Annotated in this window: 16 protein-coding genes; 5 read left to right on the plus strand and 11 right to left on the minus strand. The window is 48.2% G+C overall.

Translation table 11 applies throughout. The annotated features are described in order from the left end of the window. Positions 1-9: 9 nt before the first annotated feature. On the plus strand, positions 10-759 hold the full coding sequence (locus tag B5F25_RS06400) for a glycosyltransferase family 2 protein (protein WP_087207994.1): 750 nt from the start codon (positions 10-12) through the stop codon (positions 757-759). Positions 760-875: 116 nt separating this feature from the next. Here the strand turns inward: B5F25_RS06400 and B5F25_RS06405 are convergent, their stop codons facing one another. Next, on the minus strand, positions 876-3,368 hold the full coding sequence (locus B5F25_RS06405) for a YfhO family protein (protein ID WP_087248365.1): 2,493 nt from the start codon (positions 3,366-3,368) through the stop codon (positions 876-878). Positions 3,369-3,457: 89 nt separating this feature from the next. On the opposite strand from B5F25_RS06405, the gene B5F25_RS06410 reads away from it, so the two are divergent. The 3 genes from B5F25_RS06410 (at position 3,458) to B5F25_RS21085 (ending at position 4,925) form a co-directional block, all read left to right on the plus strand. After that, entirely contained in the window at positions 3,458-4,153 is a 696-nt protein-coding gene (locus tag B5F25_RS06410) for a 5'-methylthioadenosine/adenosylhomocysteine nucleosidase (protein ID WP_087207990.1), read from the plus strand. A gap of 12 nt (positions 4,154-4,165) precedes the next feature. After that, positions 4,166-4,645 carry an S-ribosylhomocysteine lyase gene (locus B5F25_RS06415; RefSeq protein WP_087207989.1) on the plus strand — a complete coding sequence of 160 codons (480 nt, stop codon included), beginning with the start codon at positions 4,166-4,168 and terminating at the stop codon, positions 4,643-4,645. Between the two features lie 94 nt (positions 4,646-4,739). After that, positions 4,740-4,925, plus strand: a complete 186-nt coding sequence (locus tag B5F25_RS21085; RefSeq protein WP_140406872.1) for a hypothetical protein — start codon at positions 4,740-4,742, stop codon at positions 4,923-4,925. Between the two features lie 24 nt (positions 4,926-4,949). Here the strand turns inward: B5F25_RS21085 and bla are convergent, their stop codons facing one another. The 6 genes from bla to B5F25_RS06445 form a co-directional block, all read right to left on the minus strand. After that, positions 4,950-5,891, minus strand: a complete 942-nt coding sequence (gene bla, locus B5F25_RS06420) for a class A beta-lactamase, subclass A2 (protein ID WP_087248367.1) — start codon at positions 5,889-5,891, stop codon at positions 4,950-4,952. 345 nt (positions 5,892-6,236) lie between these two features. Next, positions 6,237-8,528, minus strand: coding sequence for a hypothetical protein (locus tag B5F25_RS06425; protein ID WP_140406873.1), 2,292 nt, complete (start codon positions 8,526-8,528; stop codon positions 6,237-6,239). Between the two features lie 17 nt (positions 8,529-8,545). Then, positions 8,546-9,448: a hypothetical protein gene (locus B5F25_RS06430; RefSeq protein WP_140406874.1), complete on the minus strand. Its 903-nt coding sequence runs from the start codon at positions 9,446-9,448 to the stop codon at positions 8,546-8,548. A gap of 39 nt (positions 9,449-9,487) precedes the next feature. After that, positions 9,488-11,707: a hypothetical protein gene (locus tag B5F25_RS06435; protein ID WP_087248373.1), complete on the minus strand. Its 2,220-nt coding sequence runs from the start codon at positions 11,705-11,707 to the stop codon at positions 9,488-9,490. Between the two features lie 25 nt (positions 11,708-11,732). Continuing rightward, on the minus strand, positions 11,733-13,595 hold the full coding sequence (locus tag B5F25_RS06440; RefSeq protein WP_087248375.1) for a hypothetical protein: 1,863 nt from the start codon (positions 13,593-13,595) through the stop codon (positions 11,733-11,735). Positions 13,596-13,946: 351 nt separating this feature from the next. After that, a complete protein-coding gene (locus tag B5F25_RS06445) occupies positions 13,947-14,627 on the minus strand; it encodes a hypothetical protein (protein ID WP_140406875.1) in 681 nt (226 codons plus the stop codon). A 241-nt stretch (positions 14,628-14,868) separates the two neighbouring features. Between B5F25_RS06445 and B5F25_RS06450 the strand changes: the two genes are divergently transcribed. Further along, positions 14,869-17,211 (plus strand): glycosyl hydrolase 115 family protein, encoded by a 2,343-nt coding sequence (locus B5F25_RS06450; RefSeq protein ID WP_087248436.1) that lies wholly within the window; start codon positions 14,869-14,871, stop codon positions 17,209-17,211. 144 nt (positions 17,212-17,355) lie between these two features. On the opposite strand, the gene B5F25_RS06455 is transcribed toward B5F25_RS06450, so the two are convergent. The 4 genes from B5F25_RS06455 to B5F25_RS06470 all read right to left on the minus strand — a co-directional run bounded on the left by B5F25_RS06455 (position 17,356) and on the right by B5F25_RS06470 (position 24,069). Continuing rightward, complete coding sequence (locus B5F25_RS06455; RefSeq protein WP_087248379.1) at positions 17,356-18,528, minus strand: TlpA disulfide reductase family protein; 1,173 nt, start codon at positions 18,526-18,528, stop codon at positions 17,356-17,358. A gap of 20 nt (positions 18,529-18,548) precedes the next feature. Beyond that, the gene (locus B5F25_RS06460; protein ID WP_087248381.1) at positions 18,549-19,967 is read right to left on the minus strand and encodes a RagB/SusD family nutrient uptake outer membrane protein; all 1,419 of its coding nucleotides are present in this window, start codon (positions 19,965-19,967) and stop codon (positions 18,549-18,551) included. A gap of 19 nt (positions 19,968-19,986) precedes the next feature. Continuing rightward, complete coding sequence (locus tag B5F25_RS06465) at positions 19,987-23,235, minus strand: SusC/RagA family TonB-linked outer membrane protein (protein ID WP_087248383.1); 3,249 nt, start codon at positions 23,233-23,235, stop codon at positions 19,987-19,989. A gap of 204 nt (positions 23,236-23,439) precedes the next feature. Next, complete coding sequence (locus B5F25_RS06470) at positions 23,440-24,069, minus strand: ferredoxin family protein (RefSeq protein WP_206423533.1); 630 nt, start codon at positions 24,067-24,069, stop codon at positions 23,440-23,442. Positions 24,070-24,099 lie beyond the last annotated feature (30 nt).

Consider the following 24,099-nt stretch of genomic DNA (forward strand, 5'->3'; position numbering starts at 1 on the left):
AACACGCCTATGCTGACACACTTTCATCCCAAATTCTCCATCATCACGGTGACCTACAACGCCGCCGCCGTCATCGAAGACACCTTGCAGAGTGTCATCACCCAGACGTACAAAAACATCGAATACATCATCGTCGACGGAGCCTCTACCGACCGCACAATGGAAATCATCGGACGCTACCGCAAGCACATCCATACCGTAGTGAGCGAACCCGACCGCGGACTATACGATGCGATGAACAAAGGCATCCGCCTCGCCACAGGCGACTATGTGTGCTTCCTCAATGCCGGCGACGAGCTGCACGAAGATGACACCCTCCAGCTTATCGTCCACAGCCTTACGGGATTGACCGGACTGCCCGATGTCATTTACGGGCGTACTGCCATCGTCGATGAAGAAGGGCATTTTCTGCGAATGCGCCGCCTCGAACCGCCTGAGAACCTTACATGGCACAGTTTCCGCCAAGGGATGCTCGTCTGCCACCAGGCTTTCTTCGCCCGCCGCGACCATGCCGTGCCCTATGACCTCCGCTACCGCTTCTCCGCTGACTTCGACTGGTGTATCCGCGTGATGAAGCAAAGCACCGTGCTGCATAACACGCGCCTCACGCTCATCGACTACCTCAACGAAGGCATGACCACGCGCAATCACCGCGCCTCCCTCACCGAGCGCTTCCGCATCATGTGCCGACACTACGGCTATGTACAGACCATCCTGCTCCACCTCAAGTTCGCGCTGCGCCTGCTGTATAAGAAATAAATGATGTTTTTCACCACAGATTACACAGATTTTTTAAGTTATTTCTCTTGAAACGCAGATTGGCGCAGATTCACGCAGATAAAATAAAAATAATCTGCGTGAATCTGTGGTGAGAATCACCCGCGCCTCCGCAGGCGGAGCACAACCAGCACAATGGCACCTGCGAGCAGGATGCCCAGCGCACAGTAGGCAATAGTTTCAGTAATAGTAACCGATTTCGGCTCGAAAAGCAAACGGACGGTATGCTTCCCGGCAGGGACATTGATGGCACGGAGCACGTAATCGGCTCTGCCTACGGGAACTTCCTCTCCATCCACAAAAGCCTGCCATTCGGGATAATAGATTTCGGAGAACACCACCGTACCTCCGGCTTGTGAACTGATTTCGTACGTCAGTTCGTTCGGTTCGTAATGCTTGAACATAATGCTGCGTGTCGAATCGGCAACCGATGCTTGTGAAGGAGCTTTTACTTGCTCGGCAAACTGAAGATTAACTACGGCTGTCTTGCGTAAGTCAACTACTGCAAGGCTGTCCAGCTCTTCATTGGCATTGCCCACATAACGCACATCGTCTACAAACCAGGCGTTGCCCATTGCGTATGGGTTCTGCACGGGCATCGTGCCTCCGCCCTGCAAGGGGAAGATGAAATATTTCGCGTTCAGCATATTCAAGATACGTATACGGTCGGGGTCGAGCGCCGACATGTCACCTCCCGTCTGAGGAAGTTCAGAAAAGAGACTACCCATTTCGCCCTGGATGTACGCTTCAATGAGCTCCTGATAGCGGCGGAGCTTGGCGGCGTGATATCCCCCGATGCTTTTGTGCCAATAAGAAGTCTCGTTTTCATTGAAGGTATTGGTCGATAGGTTCAGCACCCGATAATACGTGGTATCCTTCAGAATCGCCTTGTCGGTTTCCGAAGGCTGTGCGAAAGGTTTCATCTCGGTGCCTTTCGCCACAAACTGCGCGTCGTACAGATAACGCTTGTTCACCGTCCACATATCGAGCAGGCAGAGAGCCGCCAGCGAAAGGATGAGGGCGGTGGATTTCAGTTTCCCGCGCACATACATCAACAGCAGTGCCACACCCGCCAGAATGACACAGAAGCTGCGCCAGGCGTCGGCGGTGAAGATACTGACACGCATTTCTTCGAGGTTCATCAGGACAGGCGCCAGATGTTCGGCGGGAAGCGCGTTCTGCAACGCGTTCATTTCCATCGTCGATACATACGAAGGGAAGAATACGCGGGGCGCGATGGCAAACAATAGCGACAAGCCCCCCGTAAGCCCCAGACTGACGAAGAACGCTTTTGCCTTCTCGCGCAGCAATTCAGGGCGCTCCACTATCTGTTTCAGCGCCAGCATCGCCAATAAAGGTATGGTGAATTCGGCTATGACGAGGATAGACGAAACGGCACGGAACTTATTGTACATCGGCACATAGTCGATGAAGAAATCGGTCAGCCCCATAAAGTTCTTTCCCCACGAAAGCAGAATAGAGAATACGGTTCCGCCCAGCAACGCCCACTTCATCGGTCCCTTTACAACGAAGCAGCCCAATACAAAAAGAAACATCACAAAAGCGCCTACATAGACTGGTCCCGACGTGCCCGGCTGTTCGCCCCAATATTGCCCCAACTGGCTGTACAGGCCTGAATACACCGGATTGGCTTTGCTCATCGCCCGCTCGTTTTGTGCCAAAGGTACGGAGGCTCCGCCTTTCACGTTCGGCACGAGCAACGAGAAGGTTTCGCCGATGCCGTAGCTCCATTGCGTAATGTAACTGCGCTCCAGCCCGCTTCCGGTCTGGTCGGCAGACTGCGGCTTCACCAGCTCGCTCTTGCCACGCATGCTCTCCTTACTGTATTGGTAGGTGTGATAAAGGTTCGACAGGTTGATGCATACCGCCAGCACACCCGCCAACGCCAGCACGCCCGTTGCCTTCAGGAAGCGGGGGAAAGCCTTTTCCTTCCATGCCTTCACGCCGAACGCGATTGCCATAAAGAGCATCACGAAGAGGAAGTAATACGTCATCTGCAAGTGGTTCGACACTATCTGAAGTGCGGCGAAAAGCGCGGTGACGATACCTCCTGCCCAATACTTGCCGCGATACGCCAGCACCATTCCCGCAATGGTAGGCGGTATGTAGGCAAGCGTGACGAATTTCCAGATATGTCCGGCAGCTATGATAATGAAGAAATACGAGGAGAATGCCCATATAACCGCTCCCAATGCCGCCATCCAGACTTTGAAATTAAATGCACGAAGCAGGATGTAAAATCCCAACAACATCACAAACACGTACCATACATACGTGGGCAAATACAAATGATACAGGTCTTGCACCGTGTTCAGCGTACGGCTCGAATCATATCCCGGAGCCAGCTGATATGTAGGCATTCCGCTGAACAGCGAGTTCGTCCAACGGGTCACCTTTCCGTGTTTCTGATGATATTCCTGATGTTCGCGTCCGGCTCCGATACCCGCTACCGCATCGTGTTGCGCCAAGATGCGCCCCTCGAACACCGCCGGATAGAAGTAAGCAAACGAAATCGCTATGAAAAGCACAACCGCCGCCACATCCGGAAGAAGTTTCTTTAATTCATTCATACGATATAAGTTTTTGAGTTTTAATGGGGGCAAAGATAACACAATACTCCTTGAAAATGCTAACTTTGCGGCGTAAAATAAAATCATTTATGAAAATAGGAATCATCACCGCCATGTCTTCCGAGCAGAAGCAACTGGCAAACCAACTGGACAATAAAACGGAACATCGTGAGGGACCTTTCTCTTACATTGAAGGAACGGTAAAGAACAACACGCACATCCTGATGCAATGCGGCATCGGAAAAGTAAATGCAGCCGCCGGAACGGTAGAGCTCATCCGCAATTTCCAGCCCGACTGCATTATCAGCACCGGAGTGGCGGGAGGCATTGACAGCGAACTGAATGTAATGGATGTAGTGGTAAGCCGGAACATCGTTTACCACGACGTGTGGTGCGGCGAAGGAAATGCCTACGGACAAGTACAAGGTTTCCCCACTTTCTTCCGTGGTGATGACACCTTATATAATTGTGCACTCTCGCTCGATACCGAAACGCCGATTCACGGCGGACTGATTTGCACGGGCGATAAATTCATCACCGACCGCACGGAACTGAATGCCATCAAGCAGAACTTTCCCGAAGGACTTGCGGTCGATATGGAATCGGCTGCCATTGCCCAAGTATGCCATCTCTACCGCGTGCCTTTCATCAGTTTCCGTATCATCAGCGATACGCCGGGAGCGGACAAACACTTGGAACAATACAAGAACTTCTGGGGCGAAATAGCCGATAACTCGTTCCGTGTGACCGAAACCTTCCTGAAAGCATTACCGAACAAACTTTAAAACCCTACAGATATGAAAAAGATACCCAGCTTTACCGTAGACCATATCCGCCTGCTGCGTGGCATCTACGTATCACGCAAAGACGCGGTGGGAGACGAAACCGTCACTACATTCGATATCCGCATGAAAGAACCCAACCGCGAGCCGTGCCTCAGCCCTTCGGCTATTCACACGATAGAACATCTTGCCGCCACGTTCCTGCGCAATCATCCCACATGGGCAGACAAGATTATCTATTGGGGACCGATGGGATGCCTTACGGGCAACTATCTGGTTGTGAAAGGCGACCTTCAGTCCACCGATATCGTCGGACTGATGAAAGAGACTTTCCGCTTTATCGCCACTTTCGAAGGTGACGTGCCGGGAGCCAGTCCCAAAGATTGCGGCAACTACCTGATGATGAATCTTCCGATGGCACGATGGGAAGCCCAAAAGTTCCTTGACGAGGTGCTGGAGAAGCTGACGGACGATAATTTAAATTATCCGGAATAATATTCTCTGAATACAAAGCCCCCGAAAACCGCTTTCTCTTGTGTTTCCGGGGGCTTGTTCTTATTTTGACTTAGAAGCTGTAATTTATCGTGCGATGATTCGAGATGAGTTTTTGAGGCATTTCTGCTTGTGTGATGAGAAGATAGCGGGCTATCTGACGAAGAACAAACGCGAACGCCCATACAGGCTGAGACGAACGGTCCTACCGGGCACGTCAAGCGATTACGTTGCACGACACGTACGCCCGTGTTTGGGAGTGTCGCAAGTCATTGTGCTATAAATGCCCTCGAAAATATTCAAACACTTACGCTAATAACGAATACACGGCTGCTGATATACGTGCCGCAACTTGGGAAGCCTGTGACTCATTGCCCTTAAAATCTTTGATAAATACAGCCAGCGCATAATTTACACCGTTGGGCAAACAAATGTATGCAACATCATTATGGGCTGCAAGGACTCCGTTTTCGGTATAACCGGAACCGGTCTTATGGGCAATAGATATCCCTTCCTTTCCAAGGAGAGGGGCTGCGATACGGTCTTTCCCGGTAGTACATTCACCCAAAGATTTCATGATGAAGTCTTGCTTCTCACGGCTTACAAGAGCATCCGTAAACAGCCTGTGAATCAGCATCGCCGCTCCAAGCGGAGATGTACAGTTGGCATAGGCTTTCGCATGGTCTGCCGCCATCTCCGATTCTGTATAAGCTATCCGGAAACTCGAACGGGGAATGAGCGTAGCGATAAAGCTATCTGTTTCGGCAACACTTACCAAGCGCTCAAACAGGAGATTGCTCGCGTTATTGTCACTTTGAATGAGCGTATAACGCAACAAATCCCTGACCGGCAAAGTAATCAATGGCTCCCGATGCTCCTTCAGCATGGGACTCCATGTCTTAGGGTCAAGGTCTTCCCGCCGGACAGTCAATGAAGTATCAAGAGACAATCCGTCTTGGTCAAACCGGTTGCAAATAGCCAATACCTGATGAAGCTTGAACACGCTCATCATCGGATAAATGCTTTTGTTATTGACGGTAACGGTATCGGAGTTGTTGACAATAAGAGCCACCCCGACCTCACCCGGACAGGCTGATACGATTCGAGAAATGCTGTCGGTCAGGACATCAGCCAATGACATGCCAGCACGACCGCTTTTCGCCGGTTTGGAGAAGAATAAAGTCAAACCTGCAACGCAGGCCAAAGCCAAGCACAAAAGAACGATATGTTTTTTCCTGATTGTTGCCATCTTCTATTACAATTAATTAACCGCTTGCAAAGATACATGATTTTACCGAAAAAAGATAAAGCCGGAAGCATTTGAGAATTTTATTTCACTTTACAAGAAAAGCAATATGCACAATGCGGTAAGCTCTAAACTCACGGTTACAAAGATAAGGCTTTTACTTGAAGAAGATACCTGTGCACTTGTACTTCATTATATAAGTTTCCCTTCAGATAACTTCGTCTGGTGTAAGATTAATAATCTTCCGCTTGTAAGATTAATAATCTTGCAGCCTGAAGATTAATAATCTTACACCAGATGAACCTATATGCTTTTACCTAATTTCTTTATCAAAATCAAGTAAGGTATTCAATACACATACTCCACCTCCGACTTGCGGAAACGCAGCACGCGCGTGTCCTTGGCTGCGCCGCCGTTCTTATGCAAATAAAGCGCATCGTTTTTCCCGGGAATAAACCAACCTGTACCTTCCGGCGAGTGTACGCCAAAGAGTATATTGTTGTAATGCCCGTTATGAAAGACACCTTCGCTGTCGTTCCACTGCGACGCCACGCCATACCACGTAACCGGTTCATGCTCGGGGAAATCGGGGCTCCACATCTCGATGAGAATCAGGCTAGGCAAGGCTACATTGCCTACCGTCACATCGTTTCTCCGCTTCTGCAGCCGCTTCACCTGGCTGTGCCCTTCCCACGGAGTGCGCAGCGTGTGCGTGCCGTTCCACATCACCCATACATAATCGGTTGCGTCAAAGATGCGGTTGAAATCTTCCATCGACGGAAGTTCGTAACCTTCGGGGGCAAGCGCATCGGCAGGCAGCCGGTTGATATGCACGGACACCTGGTGATTGTAGCCATCCAATGCCGCCGTACCGTTTTTGTCTATTACCTGCAACCCTGTGCCGCTGTCACCTTGATATGCCCATTTCCACAAATCAAAAAACGCTTCGGGCGGGCACGCTCCCAAGTACTCGAAAACGGTCTGGCCTGCGCGGCGCGCCGGATCATCGGACGAAAGCACCTGATCTTCAAACGAGCGGGAATCACCACGGGCATTGTACTTGCACCACCAGATGCCGTGCATCCACGTCACTGGCAATCCATAGTTGCGGCGAGACACGGTATATTCCTCGCGCTGCGAGCCATCGGCACGGTTGCGGATGACCAGCGTAGCCGACTGCCTGCGCCCGTTTGCCGTAACGTCATTCGGCCGCCAGCCTGCCAGCACCCGATACGCACCTTCTCCGCTTCTTACAGAAACAGGGTCAAGCTTTATCCACGCATCTTCGCCCGCTTCGTATTCCACCGTCAATTCTTTCTCTGCAGGCAACGTAAATACACCCAGCTCATTATCTATATAACGGTCGAAATCGAAGGCATACATCCCGACGGCATATTGTAATTTTCCTGAAAGCCGGCTGGGGTTCCCGGCAAGCCTCAGCGTGATTACATCTTCAGGATACACGTACTGCATTCCTTTACGGCGAAAGCGAAGAGCGGTTTCGACAGGTGGCTGTTCGGGAGGGAAAAGCGGCTTGCGGATACGGAACCGCTGTCTGCCCTCAAACAGCCCCTGACCGGCAAGCGGCTCCACTTCCAACGATGCCGAAGCATCTACCGGGAGCAATTCCAATTCATCGTCACACGCTACTGCCAGTACCATTTCTACAGGTCCGTATGGCAGATTCACGCCATCTTTCCCTGCGGTCACTTCGGATCCGGCAGGCAATTCTGACGCCGCGGCATCTACTTGCGGAGGGGCAGTCAGGTCGGGATATGCTGCCGTACTATCTCCCTCTCCCCAAGCTTCCACCGTCAGTTGTGCATCAACCTGCAGAACGTCTTTCCGCAATACGATGGCATATACCGTATTGCGCCGGATATCTGACGGCAACGGCTGTTCGAAAGCATACACCTTGCCATTTATTTCTGCTTCCAGACTCACCGACAAATCCGGATTAGCCTGTTCGTACACATACAGTATTCCTAACGAATCGCGTGTCAGGGGCGCATCCGGCGTACTGATGATGCAGTCTTCCTTGGCTGTCCCTTCGGGCGAACGCACCGCATCTCCCGGAAAAAGATAAGCCTGCCGTGCCACTTGTTTCACCGCAAAACGCTTCACCGATACCGTCCCTTCCGGAACTTCTATCCGGAAATCGAAACGGGCTACTCCACGCGTTAAAGCCAACGGTATTGAAACAGCCTTTTCCATCTTGCCTGACAAGTCTGCTTTTCCGGTAAAATAATTCGATATCCGGTGCCGGTCAGCTGTCAGTACAGTTTGCAACCAATCTGTTTCTTTTGTCGTTCCTTCTTCACACGCAGGTTCTTCATTTGCTATTACATAAAGTGTACCCGAAAGCCGGTCGAGCGGCAGACGATAATCATCTCCCCCGACCGATAACGGCTCATACACTTTCTGCAAAACGCCTTCTTCGAAACGGTATGCCCTAAACGATGTTATCTCGTCTTCTCCAGAAAGCGGAGACGGCTTTCCAACCACCTGAAACGAAGATCTGCTGATACATAGTTCCGCTGTCCCAGAGGAAACAGTTTCCTCCTGTTCCCATCTGTCGGAACAGGAAGAGATAAACAGCAGGCTACAGAGCAAACCGATTATATACAACCTTGTTTTCATAAACATGCCTTAAACGTTTAAGAAGCATGTTTCGCTTCCAGTTCCGTATCATTGCCTGGCTCCCATTCATCGAAGCTCACATTCAGATTCACACTGATATAATCTTTACGCATGATAATCTTATTGACTGTATTGCGTATCACAGGTTCCGATAAAACCTTGGTCAGTGTCTTCCGCTCGCCGTCAATCACTGCGGTAACACTTACCTCCAGCCCTTCATTTGCCTGCTCGTACACGTACAACACACCAGGAGTATTTGCCGTAAGCGGCCGGGAGAATACGACCGTTGTATCCTTGCGCTCTACTCCTGTGGGCGAATGGGCATCCGGATTGGCAAACAGATAAACCGAACGTGCCACATTCTTCAATGTCAGACTTTCGACAGATGCCATACCTGCCGTTTGCAGGTCAATGTCAAAGCGTGCCATTCCTCGTTTCATCGACAAGGGAAGCTCGGTCTGCGACTTGTCAAAGCTATCCAGACTCAAACTGCCGCTAAAGAAGTGCACTTCCTTCCCTTCCTTCAAGTTCAGCACGGTCTGTTTCCATTCGTCTTCGGTGATGCGCCGGTCGTGCAATGCGTTCAAATCAATCATTCCTTCGGTATTGGCTATCACATACAGCGCCCCTTCATAATCGGTCAACTGTAAATTGAAAGCGGAACCATCGAAAGCCAAGTCGTCATACACCTTAGCCAATGTTCCTCCGATAAACTGACAAGCCTGTATATGCTCTACCTTGTCTTCACCGTCTACAGTGTCAGCCAGCTGGTCATAACCTGCTACTCTGGCTTTGACAACAGGCCTTACAGCCGTTTCTTCATTACCGGGATGCTCAGAATCGGCACAAGCCATTGTTCCGAACATACCAAACAATAAACTTCCCATCCATACTGTTTTCGCGTTTGTCATTTTTCTCATACACTTTTTGTTTTTGATAATCATTTGTTCAACATTCATTTATTCATATATATATTCCACCGGTTTCTTTATGCAACGTATCGTACGTGTTTTTGTATTGTTCTGCGGCACATACTTCAACCAGTTCTCACCCGGTTTTTCTGTATGCGCATATCCTTCCATTACCCACGTGTTCGAAGAATGCCCATGCGTGGCAAGCAACAACGACATCCGGGCAATGTTTCCAGGAGTGGTGTTCCATTGATGTCCCAACCCACAAAGTACCCAGCGGGCACCTTCGTACTGAAACTCATAAAAGGCAATTACTCCATACAGATGTCCTTCGAACGATACTTCCCGTTCGGTTATCGTGACCGTCAGCTCCTGCCCTGCCGCGTTCCGGTACGTATGCGTTCCCTGTCCGCCCAAATTGAAATCCGTATTCCGGGTAAAAAAGGCATAATCATCGTAATCAGGTATCTGATATCCTTCAGGAGCCATTTCTTCGGAAGATAACAGACCGAAATTTTCGGCAGAGTTTCGCATACCTTCATAATAAAAAGCCGTTTCGTTGTGCTTCAACGGATATCCGTCGGGATAACCTGCCTGATACTGATATCCCAGCAAATGCAACAGTTCGTTTTCATCGCACGTGCTCAAATAAGTTGCCAAGTCTATTTCCTTTGCCGGATCTGTACCGGCCAATATCTGGTCGCTGAATGTTTTCACATTTCCGCGCAAATTGTATTTACACCACCACGTCCCGTTGATGTTCACCACCGGAAGCCCCCAGTTTCGCCGGCGTATCACATATACTTCCCGGTTCTTTCCATCTGCATCAGATATGACCAACCTGCCTTCCTGCACACGTCCGTCCGCCTGAGGGTCGTTCGGTTTCCATCCGCCTACGATGCGGTAAGTTTCTCCATCAGGCGCCAGCTTTATCCAACGGGAAGTGCCAGAATCAAACTCCATACCGGCTATCTTGCCGGCAGGAAGAGTCAAACGCCCCAATTCACCCTCAACATAACGGTCGAAATCGCATATTCCCTGCTCGTTCAGCTTGATTTGTCCTTCCAGTCGGATGGGACTGGGTTCGACCACCAAAACGACTCTGCCCGCATACACGTTTTGCCGATATACCTCCAAGTATATATATTCCTCTTCTGTTCCGGGCATCCGCATACTGGTCGAAACAGATATGCCGGCTATTGGTTGCAGCCCCCTGCCTGCCACCCGTTGTACAACAACCCCGTCTACCTGCCCTTCTATTTCTACATCCGCCCCGGATTCTCCCAGCAATACCAGATGTGAATCGGAACGTGTATAAGGAATGAATACCGTATCTCTCGAAAGGTTGACACGGACACCTTCCGACAAGCGGGAAGCATCCACATCGACCAGCCCATTCAATTGAAGGCCGGACTCTGTCTCACCACCAGCTTGCCAATTGTCTTCGGTCACCGATACCGACAGGTTTCCCCCTCTTCCATAAACCGAGAGTGTATAAACCACATTGCGCCGGATTGCGGCAGGCAAAGAAGTTTCCAACCGATGCTGCGCTCCATCAAACGAAGCCAGTATTTCCACCTGCAACTTGTTATTTGTCTGTTCGGGCAAATAAAACAAGCATTCACTACCATTCTCAAAAGCTACATATTCTTTCCGAAAATCATACGTAGAGGCACCATCTGGTGTTTCTACCGATTCCTGACCATTCAAATAACCTTGCCGGTAAATATGGGAAACCGTAACACGGTGTACCTTTACTCCTTTATCCAAAGAAGAAAGGTCTATCCGCGACACGCTACGCCTCAGCGATACTTCGCTTTTCCCCGACGAAATCCCGTTCGGGTCCATCCATCCGCTCATTGCCAGACCACCTTCTTCGGATGCCAATTCATCTTTATCGGCACTTAGTTTCAGAAACTCCGATTTGGTTGTTACATCAGGTAACACCTCCTGCAAATTCCTTACCTTTCCGGCATTGGCAAGCAGGCAGATTTCTCCTTCCGCCCTTTGGGGCTGGAAGATATAGCTGCCGTCTTCTCCCGCACGGAATGAAGTAATGATTTCTTTCAGCACCTCCCCTTCAAACCGATATCCTTGTATCGTCAGGATACGTGCATCCTGCTCTATCCCATTCCCTTCCAAATCATCCACCGACACACGGGCAATGATTTCTCCTTCCGACACCGAAGGGACCGACATCGTTTCCCGGGTACATCCTGCAAGCAACAGACCTCCCAATGCATATAAAATGATTCTCTTTTTCTTCATAACTCCTTACATTTTAAACTACTCATTATTTATAAAGAGCCGGACTCTGTTTGCTTTTCAGATAATCAGGCGAATCAATAGGCATCAAATACAAATGGTCTACATAAAACTGATTCATCAACTCCTGTGCCCACGGCCCGTAAGTGAACGAACTATCGTGGCTATACCCCATAACGTGCCCCAGTTCGTGAAACATCACCTCGCAGGCATACGTATCGGTATAATGGCTGAGCCAAGCACCCTGATACGCCCCGAACACATCGCCTCCACCCAGCCCGAGCACTCCATTTCCCGTATAGACCAATCCTACCCGCAATGAACGGGGCTGGCGCATCTGTTTCAATACGGTTTCAGCACTTACCTTGTCGGTTACTCCTCCATTTCCGTAAAGACGGTCCTCGTTGGCACGCAAGATATCCTCGTGTTCTTGCATATCAATCATATAGGTGAAATTAAGGAAAAACGCCACCACTTCACGGCAATGCACCGGACGGATTCCCATCCAGTTTCCTGCCGGTCCGCCATTAGGCTGGTCGGGATCACCTCCATACAGGTTGAAAGTCACCTTCCAACCATGACGGATGGCTTGCAGTTTTTCCCAATAAGCATCGCCCGAAATCACTTCGTAACTGGCATCAAGGGCAGCCGTCAACGGTTGCGGAGGCACTTTTATCCATTTCCCCGAAACGGTACGATACATACATTCTGAAGTGAAAAGCGGAATCTGACCGTAAAAATCGGCAAAAGCCGGTACCGTATCAAAGTAAGCCAAGTCAATGTATTCATCGCTCACCGAAGGAAAACGGGCACGTACCAGCACATCACTCAAATCACGCGGTGAATAAAAGCGCATGTGCAAACGCCCGTCATCGGTTATCTCTACCTGTAAAGGCTGAGAAGTGTCGAACGAACGCTGGCGGGTATCCGTATAGATTTCTTTCCGCTCTTCATCTTGCAAGATTTTCGCGTGCCCGCCTTCTTCATACGCCATTGGAGTAACAAACATCACTCCTGCCTTATCATCGGGATGTACAACCGGAGTATGCACCCGATAAATACGGTTTGAAACCAACGAATCGACGGTAAAATCATACGTCCGCTCTATCTGATTTTTCCGATAATCGCGTGTCAATACCGTGACCGCTCCCTGCAGAGGCACTTCACCGGAAGCTGGAGGCAAGCAAAAAGAAGCTACCGAATCCAGCGGCCAGACCACAGGCTGCATATCCACCTCGTCCGAAAGCGAACCGTCGCCCGAAAGAGTCGTATAAAAAGACACTGCATCCCATATCACTTCCTTGTGTACGACCGCGGTACGCACGTAAGGATTGCGAAAAGCGAACGAAAAGTCCACCCTGCCGGCTATCCGCCGTTGCACAATCTGCCCGGGTGCCGAAACAATAATCTCGGCTCCGTCTACACCCAGTTTCCGGGAAACAGAAAAAGAAGTACGTGAATAGAAATAATCCGCTTCCAGCGGTTTCGACAATTGAGCAGGAAATATCAGCCAAGGCTCGGATACATTATTCAGTTCGCGGATAGAAACCCCATCTTGTCCGGCATCCCCCCGGATACCCAATACCAGCAAGGTATAATCTCCTTCCTGTAAACCTTCAAGGTGTATTTCTGAAGCTGCATAATCATAAAATCCTTTCAGGTTGGTCACTACACGCCCTGCCTCGTCCGCTACATAAAAAATAACACGGTCGTATGTCCTGCCCTTGCTTGTAACAAGGCGTGACGGAACATCTTCACCTTCATAATCGGCACATTGCAAGACAAAGACTGCCTTGCTTCCCTCCCCTCCTGGAGGTTTCATCCATTCTTCCCGGCTACAAGCCGTCAGCATCAGACTGCATAAGAACGTAATCCAAAAACTTTTTTTCATCTTGTCAGTTGGTTGATTAAATAAATAGTCAATCAATTACAAACGGCCGGAACTCTTTTCCGGCACCAGCAATACAACAACCGATAACCGCTTTTTGTTCAGACGGGACAAAAAAACAATGTCATCACTTTGCTTTTTCAACAATTTATGAACACCCCTTCTATTTAACATGTCTGCAAAACGAAGATATATTCATAAGCAATTTCAGATAACTGCTACAGCCTACGAAGATAACTGCAACGGCAAAGTAAGTATATATTCATTTTGCGCATCCTTATTGGACTAATCTAAAGAACATCCATACCATATTCTACCATACAGAGATGCAAGCCTGTCTAATGTATATAAACTTCAGAAACGGATACCTATTCCAATCGAAACCATATGCGACAATCTGTGCTTCTTTGCCTCGAAACACCTGCCTTCCCATACCAAATTACGGAAAGAAGCATAAGGATCAAAATCGGAACACGTATAAGCCAGCAAAAAAACCAGATGTTCATCAACTTCCAAAGTCAGTGCTGTACGTATATGCCAAAACACTTTACGTGCCCCTCTATTTTTTACCGATTCCTGATGAATGGCAGTCCAGGCTCCAGCTTGATTAGGATAATAATCAATGACTACCCTTCGATCTGCAACAAAAGGAACGGTAGCACCAGGCGATACCGTAAGATAAAGTGCATACTCTTTATCACTGCCCAAAAGCACAGGAGGTGTAAACAGGCTGAGAGAAGAGCGAAAGGCAAATATTTCTCCGATGCTTTCCACATCTTCCACACTCCATCGCAAACGGTTATCAGACGTAACCCCGTTGAATGAATAATCTGCGACAAATGGCCTACTATAAAACATACCCACCGACACCCCCGCATAACAAACAGGACGGAATGTGACGGATGGTTCCACACTCCAGCATCCGTAATTGTCAAACGATGCATACAAATCGCATCCCCAAACCTGTTGTTTCTCTTCCTGTGCCCTGACATGCAAACAAGATATAAGACATAAGCCAAACAAAAATCGTCTCATAATACAGTAAAAAATAGCAAAATAACATACTTATCATAGAAGCAATTCATCCTATAAACAACATAACACTCATTCCTGTTTTTTGTTCATACCGCATTATCCTCAACAAGTTCCCGAAAAAACGTACTGCAATAAAGACCAAACATCAATAATGCACAAATTCCCAGTAAAAAGGCACAATAATCCATGTACGGATATTGGAAAATGCCTTTCCTTTGCAGAAAACATCAATAAAGAAATTATGGGAAAACTATGGTTAACTGTTGTGTGCTGTTGGCTTGCCTCTTGCGCTTTGGGAGCAACAGACTTTGTATGGAAAACAGGTAGCACGATGAATGTGGCTTGTGCATCAGGTGAAGAACCCGTAGTGCAGGTTGCATTGGACTTACTGAAACGGGATTGCGAAGCCGTACTTTCGCAACCCTTCTCGGTTATGGAAACCGAAGGGGATATCTATATAGGAACGCAAGGAAAGAGTACACTTCTGGAAAAAGTGGCAAAAAGAGAAGGGATAGACCTTTCTTGCCTGGACGGACATCCGGAGGCTTTTTTCATTAAAGTATTAAAAAACGGAAAACTATTGGTGGCTGGTAGTGACAAACGAGGTACAGCATATGGCATCTTAGAACTCTCACGTATGCTGGGCGTATCGCCTTGGGAATGGTGGGCAGACGCTACACCGGAGAAAAAAACGGAATGGCGCATCGAAGCAGGCTTCTGCAAGCTGGACTATCCGACGGTACCCTACCGGGGCATCTTCATCAACGATGAAGACTGGGGACTGATGCCTTGGAGCTACACCAACCACGAACCTTCGAATATAAAGGGACAAATCGGTCCGAAAACCCATGCACGCATTTTCGAACTGCTCTTACGCCTGCGTGCCAATACCTTTTGGCCGGCAATGCACGAATGTTCGGTACCTTTCTTCTTTACCGAAGGCAACAAAGAAATAGCAGACCGTTACGCCATCTACCTCGGCACTTCACATTGCGAACCAATGATGCGCAATACCAACGGTGAATGGCGACGCGTGGGCAAAGGCGACTACAATTACCTGACCAATCGCGAAAACGTGCTAGCCTTTTGGGAAGAACGGGTAAAATTGCTCCGCCAATCGGATGACATCTATACGTTAGGCATGCGTGGCATACACGATAGCGGAATGTTAGGTGCCAAGACCGTAGACGAACAGAAGCGGGCACTGACCGACATATTGAAAGACCAGCGGGCACTGCTGGCGAAATACAAAGGCGATGTAACCCGCGTGCCACAAGTATTGATACCGTATAAAGAAGTACTCGATGTGTACAATGCAGGGCTGGAAGTACCCGAAGACGTGACTCTGATGTGGTGCGATGACAATTACGGATATATCACCCATTTCCCTACCGCAGAAGAAGCGGCACGCCCGGGCGGCAACGGTATCTATTACCACATATCTTACTGGGGGCGGCCACACGACTATTTGTGGCTATCCACCCTCAGCCCATATCTCATCTACCAACAGATGAAGACCGCCTACGACCACGGCATCCGTAAGATGTGGATTCTAAATGTAGGAGATATCAAACCTGCCGAATATCAGATAGAATTGTTTATGGACATGGCTTGGAATATAAACCAGATAGAACAGGAAGGAGTAACCCGACATCTGCAAAACTTTCTTGCCCGCGAGTTCGGTACGCAGGCATCCGCCTACCTGCTTCCGATGATGCAAGAGCACTATCGCCTTGCCCATATCCGCAAGCCGGAATTCATGGGAAGCACACGCACTGAGGAGAAAGACCCACAGTACAAAATAGTAAGTGATCTGCCGTGGAGCGAATCGTTTATCCACACACGGCTTGCCGCCTATCAGGAACTGGAAGACAAAGCTGCTATATGGGGCAGACTCATGCCTGAAACCAAACAGGCTACGTATTACCAGCTAGTACAATACCCCATTCAGGGAGCTTCCCAAATGAACAAGAAATGCCTCTATGCCCAACTGGCACGTCACGGCAAAGCAGACTGGAAGCAAAGCACAGCAGCATTCGACAGCATCGTTTCCCTTACCCGCCACTACAACACGCCGAAGTGGAAAGGCATTATGGACTACAAGCCGCGCAACTTAGCGGTATTTCTGCCCATTCCCGAAACGCATACTGCGGAATCACTGAAGCCCGACCGCCCGTACCTTTATAAATGGAACGCACTGGAAGCCGCTGAAGGTAATCCCGTGATGTGGGAACACTTGGGCTACGAGGGCAAAGCAGCAGGCATCCGCCAAGGTGAGGCTGTATCCTTCAGCTTCGAGAATTGCCGTGCCGATTCAGTAGAGGTGGAACTCCGCTTCCTGCCCACTCATCCCATCAATGGAAAAGACCTGCGCATCCGGGTAGAAGTAGACGGTCAGCCGTCGGACATCATTTCGTACCGCACGTATGGAAGAAGCGAAGAATGGAAGCAAAACATCCTTTCCAACCAAGCTGTGCGACGCATCACTTTTCCTCTCGGCAAATCCACTTCACACCGATTGACGGTACATGCGCTAGACGAAGGCATACTGCTGGATCAGGTTTATCTTTATGCTAAACAGTAGCCAGAAACTTATACCATACAAGTTGATGAAAGCGTAAGCCATATTACACATCCTCACGCAGATATATGCATGCATTATCTCAACTTACCAGAGGCTGTATATAAAACAATCACGGAAATGCATATTGGCATAATGAAGTCAAAGTCAATCGAATAAATCAGCCAGTTTTTCTGCCAACGCTTCTCCTCTCAGATTATCACCGACCATCCGACCTTCGGCATCTATCAGATACATGGTCGGAACAGCTCTTACCTTGTAAAGCTTTGCCACTCCGGTTTCATCCAAGAAGTTAGGCCATTTCAACTGTTCTTCTTTTACAGCTTTTTCCCAATCGGTTTTTTTCTTATCAATGGAAATACTAATTACCTCAAAACCTTCAGAAGCGTACTGTGCATAAAGTTTTTTGATATTAGGAATTTCCTTGCGGCACGGTTTACACCACGATGCCCAAAAGTCAATCAGGATGTATTTCTTTCCTTGGCAGAGTTCTTGGAGAGTGATTTCTTTTCCCGATGCATCTTTTACCATAAATTCAGGCATCTTATCACCAATTTTACCAGTCGGGTAAAGTTCGTCTTTCACCAGTTTTCCATAATAAGAGGCTTGTGCGGCAGGTGAGAGTTCTTCGTACCACGAGCGCATGCCTTCGTTCATGTAAGAAGTGAGCGAAATCATCAGCAACGGTCCCCAGTAAGTGTCCTTGTTTTCCATTACCGTTTGGCGATAAACAGAATCTACGGTTTGGAAGAAACGCATTTCATCTTCTGCCATTTGCTTACCGGCCTCGCTTGCACGCAACTCTGCCACTTTTGCCTGGTCTTTTGCCTGATAGGCTTCTTGTATAGCATCGAGGAGAGCTTTATGTTCTTGCTGGTTGGCATTGAATAGAGAATCCATACGACCGCGTACCGCCATCAGCGAATCGTAACGGGCTGTCAGGGGAGACCCACTTACGGATAACTTGTCGAGACTATACGAGGGAGTTCCATTCACATCTTCCGATACAACCGCACCTTTGATTTCGATAGCTGTATTTTCCAGCATCAGGCGGCGCGAGCCGTAGGCGTCTTTTACGGTAAGTAATACGGCGCGGGGTTCTTCCATTTTCCCGATAAAGGTGAATTTGCCTCCGATTGCCAGAGTGTCGGCTATCGGGTCACTTTCTTCGTGACATACTGGCATGAGTTGCACGTAGGCACTGTCTGGAAGTCCTTCAATCGTTCCACTTATCAGATAACCGTCTTTAGGGGCTTGGGATGTACAAGCTGCCGTAAGGGTTCCCAGCAGCAAGATTTGCATTAAGTTTGTTACTTTCATACTTGTTGTTTTATGTATTTTTATTTAGACACGTTTTGTTGAATGCTTCCGTTTCCGGGATTGTTAATAGCACCTGCCGGGAAAGGCATTGTCCACAGATGAGAATCCGGACGAAGCGTATAAGTTTCACCTTCGTAGGTTTTCGTCATGGTGCGTGCATACGTACCTTCTTGGTTGAAGCGGCGTGCATCGGCAAAAGGTACAATGGAGAATATCAGTTCATTGTCTTTGGTACGGCGAATCAGTTCGATAGCTTCGGTTAATGTCGAGGCAGTCAGCGGCTGGTATACTTCGGGACGGATACGGGTTTGGCGCACAGCGTTCAGGGTGTTCATCGCTTCTGTGAAATCTCCTCCTTGTGCCAGACGTGCCTGGCATTCTGCCTTGATAAGATAAACTTCTGTAGTGGTCAGTCCTCCCCAGTTGAAATAACCGTTTCCTACTCCACGGTAGTACGTGTCTTGGTTTTGCGAATAAAGTTTCCAACGGGATAAGAAACGTGCATCTCCCTCTTCAAAACGTTCGGCACGCTCTACCGGTATATTGAGTTCATTGGTCGTGTAGTTTGGCGAACCGTTTCCGCAACGGAAATAATAGTTCTCCACATACGAGTAATCGGTAGGTGTGGGTAGTCCGGTATAGTCTTCCGGATTCTCAATCGTGGAACGATGTTCATCGTAATAAGCGTTCCAGTCGTAAAGCTGGTCATTTTGTCCAAGAGCTAAGTTGGCATAGCTTAATGCTTCGCTGTAATTCTGCATCTGCAAATATACACGTGCCAGCAGGGCGTATGCGGCGCCCAGATTGGGATGAAGCACGGTCATCGATTGTTCGGGCAATCCACCGTCAATTGCTTCCTGCACTCCTTGGATGATGAAGTCGTATATAGCTTGTATGGTCACTTGCTGCGAAGGAGCATTGATATTGGCACTTGTGATGAGGGGTACGCTCAGCTTTTCGCCGGCGGTTGCCGCATCATACGTATCGGCATAATAGTTTGCCAATACGAAATAACAAAGGGAACGGATAACTTTGGCATAAGCGATGACTTCGGCACGTTCGGCATCAGTGGCTTCGGTGGCAGAAGGCACGTTTTCTACAATCAGGTTGCACGAAGAGATAGCAGCATAAAGCTGATAATATGTACTTTCATCGGCATTGTTCAACAAGATACGATCAGCAGTCTCATCCCACATATAGTTAGCACGGGTCAGGGTGGGACTATTCAGGTTAGAGACCGTTACGTAATAGTCATTCAGCAAATAAAGGGCATTGCTGATGGAAGTCTGTCCGATAGCATACTCATCACGCAACAGAGCTTCATAATCGGCAAGAGTAGACGGAATTTTATTGCCTTTTGGCACAATATCCAGATAATCGTTGCAGGAGCTGAAAACCAGCCCGCATACAAGCATATAGATGTAAATGACGTGTTTCATAAATCTGTAATCATTTTAGTTAAAAGTTCAGGTAAATACCACAGAGGTAATTCGGCTTGGCATAGCCACCCAGTAAGTATTTGGCATCATCACTTTTGGCTACGGTAAACGCGTTTTCCATACCTATCATGATGCGTGCGTTCTTCACATACAATTTGTCGCATACACTGCTTGGCAGACGATAAGTCAGCGAAAGGTTCTTCATCCTCCAATTGCTGGCATCAATAACGTTAACCGAAGAACGGGCGTACATATTATAGTAATTGTAATTGTAAAGAGTACTTTCCGAAGAGATATAACGTGGCACATCCGTATGTGCTTCGTCACCGGGTTGTTGCCAGCGGTCAGCAATGCGCTTGCTTACGGGACCCATACCGGAGAGATAAGCCACATTGGTATTGCGCATCTTATGTCCTCCCTCGAAAAGGAACTGTGCAGCCAATTCCCAGTTGCGCCAACGCAATGTAGTATTGATAGCACCACTGTAAACAGGTACTGTGGTTCCCAAATAAATGAGATCTTCTATTTCAGTCGGTTCCATATCAGTAAACAGGTTTCCCTCTGCATCATATACTTGCGGAGTACCGGTAGCGCTCAATCCCGCCCATTGATATCCATAAATGGCATTGTAAGGATTCCCCACACGCGGATAAGCAGAAGGATAATCAATAACCAAGTAAGAAACAGGTGCTTCTACGTTGACGTATGTCACTTTATTCTTGTTGTATCCCAATACGCCGCCGATGTCCCATGTCCAATCTCGCGTGCTGATAGCGGTGCCTGAAAGCGAAAGTTCGAATCCTTGGTTGGTCATCTTACCGTTGTTAATGGTATAGGTGCTATACCCCCAACCTTCGGTAGGCACACCGTTTGTATTGGCAAGCAAATCGGAACCTTTCTTATTGTAATATTCGATAGAACCGTTCAGACGGTTTTTCAAAAGAGAAAAATCAATACCGATATTGGTAGTGGTTGTTTTTTCCCAACGCAAATCAGGATTAGGGCGACTTTGTATGGTTCCGGAAATTCCGCCCACATGCATATTATTGTTATAATAAGCAGTCATATAAGGAGCCGAATCTTTGGCGATATTACCCCCGATACCATAACTGAAGCGTAATTTAAGCATGTTTATCCAATCAATATCGTGCATGAATTTCTCACGGTTGACATTCCACGCCGCACCGACTGACCAGATGGGACGCTTTTGATATTTCGAACCAGTTGCAAACAGATTTGTTTTATCCCAACGGATGCTGCCGGTCACGGTATATTTTCCGCCGTACGTATATGCCGCATTACCATAAAATGACACATAACGGTTGGTCAGTTCATTGATGTATGCTACATTCCCAGTTCCGAAACTGCCCCATCCCCAAATGCTTCCCATGGTGCTGAGCGCAGCTTGGTCGATGAGTGAATACGTCAGCAGGTCGGGGTCGTAATTATATAAGGTACGGTTGTCGAAGTTATTCTTGTTTTCGCGCGTCTCGGTTCCGAAAAGTGCCGTTACCTCATGTATGCCGCCGAATGTCTTGTCGAAATCCAGCTGCTGGCGGAAGTTATAGGCATGGGTTACATTTCCCGAGGTAAAGAAGATATTGCCGTAAGGGATATTGAACGTAGCTGTACCATCACCGTTTGCCGAGGCGTATGTATTAATGGTATTACGCACATCATACGATTCCTTATTCTGGAGTTGTTCGGTCGTGTAGTTCGCATATTCATACTGAAACGAAGCCGTATATTTCAGCCAATCGGTGAACTTAAAACTCAGGCGAGCGAAAGTACGATTGCTGAAATTACGATGGTCTGTCAGATTCATTCCAGTTTCGTCCAATGGCGTAATATCGAGGTTATACAGCCCGTTGGAAACCAGCGTACTCATTTGTGATGCGTTGTAACGGTCTTCCTGCCGGTTGGTATACCGCGTACCGTCATCGTTCATCAATCCATCGTAAGGCATATACGTATATCCTGGCGAGAAAAGACTGTAACTTTGCGTTGTACCGCTTCCGTAATTGAGGTAAGTGCCTACCTCCAAGGTCAGCCATCGGGTAATTTGGGTCGAGTTCTGCAGGTTGATACCAATGGAGCGGTTATCCGAAAACTTGTCGCTCATCTGTTGTCCCTGATAGCTGACCGAAGCATTGAATGTGTTTCGTTCGCTTCCTTTACCGATGCTCAGGTTGTATTGTTGCGTAAAAGGATTGCGCATGCCGTAGCGTTCTATATCATCGTAATAACGATAACCGCGCGATGCCAGTGATGTCAGGCGCGCGTTCATATCGGCTTCGGACAGTGTTCCGGCATAATACCCTAACAGGGCGCGGATTCCTTGCGATGTGTAGGTATTGTCATCCAACAGGCTTTGCGCATAAGCAGAAGCCCCTTCTCCCTGCAAATTAGGATTCTGTGCTGCCCATTCTCTTTCCAGTCCTATCATAGTGGCAGCATCAGCAAGATACTTGTCGGCATAGGTAGAATAAGGCTGTACGGTAAGTGTGGCAGAGAATGAAATGTTGAGCTGGTCTTTCTTGGCACGCTTGGTAGTAATAACCACAACGCCGTTTGCCGCACGTGCTCCGTAAATGGAAGTGGCGGCTGCATCCTTCAGTACAGTAATACTTTCAATGTCTTCAGGATTCATGTCGGGCACGCTTTCTATCCAGTTGCCGTAACCATCATTGGTAGTCTTCTCTACAGGGAAACCATCGATGACATACAAAGGAGTAGTCAGTCCGTTCATGGAAGTGACTCCACGGATTTGCCCGTCGCTGAATCCGGCCACCCGTCCTTCCAGCATCGAACTGATGTCCGGTATGCGTTGGGTTTCCAGCTGATCGGCATTTACTTTCGAGAAAGCTCCTGTTGCCCGCTCCTTCGAAATGGTCTGATAACCAGTCACTACCACTTCGTCCAGCAGTTCGGTAGCAGGCTGGAGGTGAATGGCATAATCAACTGCTGCCGTCAGGCGAACCCGCTGGGTTTCGTAGCCTACAAAGGAAACCTCGATTTCTTGTGTTGATTTGGGAAGTGTCAGACTGAAATGACCGTTCATGTCTGTGATGATGCCGGCAATGGAATTGCCTTCTGCCTCAACTACCTGTTTAACGTATGCCGCAGGAAGCGGTTCGTTATTTTCATCGGTCACGATACCGTGAATGGTACGGTTATACGCACCTTGTGCCATTCCTTCAAGAGTGAGCAGCCAAATAGCTGCCAAAGTCAGGAAGAAACGGTAGCGATAAAATGTCGTTCGTCTCATACTTTCTTGTGTTATTTAAAGGTGTTTCATTCGCTAAAATTGTTGCAATATTACAAAATTGTTTTAATATATGAAAGCAAATCCTGAAAATATTGTAACGGAATGCCACTAGAGCATCTAGAATACGTCAACCGGATATTTCTTGAATCTCCCTTTAAACATTACCAACCATCCAGTGGTTCGGCATGAAACGAATATTTCCCACTATTTCCGATAAAGAGCATGAATCAGGGAAAGCACCCATAACAATATGCCGAGTTTGTAATGCCACAATCCTATGGAAGAGCCTGGTCCTTCCACATAAGCTACCAGCAAGATGCCCGTAACTGCCACAATCAAAAAGGCTATGGACAGGAAAAAGGTTATCAGGCGTTTGCACGTAACTCTCTTTGAAACAAGAGTTTTATACCAATGCTTATGCCGCCTCACATGAGCCATTACCGATAAGAGCCAGATGAAAGATGCCACCACATGGGCTACTCCCCAATTGTGCCACGTTTCATGACTGGTACCATGCCCGGCAATGTGCAGCCCGATGCCCGTAACGGCAGATGCCACGAATGCTAATGGCAACAACTGCTCTATGCGGAATGCCATCCCCATATTCATCGTACAAGAAACCGATGCATCCGGTTTGAAGAAAACACCTTGAAGACAGGTCTTTATACATTTATTACATCCGATACAGGCGTCTGCGTTTTCGAATATCACATGCCTGTGCCCTAAGAAACCGGTTTTGCCGATTACTTTCTTCGGGCACTTTTCTACACATTTCCAGCACGCCATGCAGCGGCGCGGATTCATTGCGACATAAGCAGTTGTTGTTCTTTTCATTGCCATTCTTTTTTTGCTGCAAAATTAAGG

Origin of the sequence: Bacteroides sp. An19 (assembly GCF_002160215.1) — a bacterium.
In the GTDB taxonomy this organism is placed as follows: Bacteria; Bacteroidota; Bacteroidia; order Bacteroidales; family Bacteroidaceae; genus Phocaeicola; species Phocaeicola intestinalis.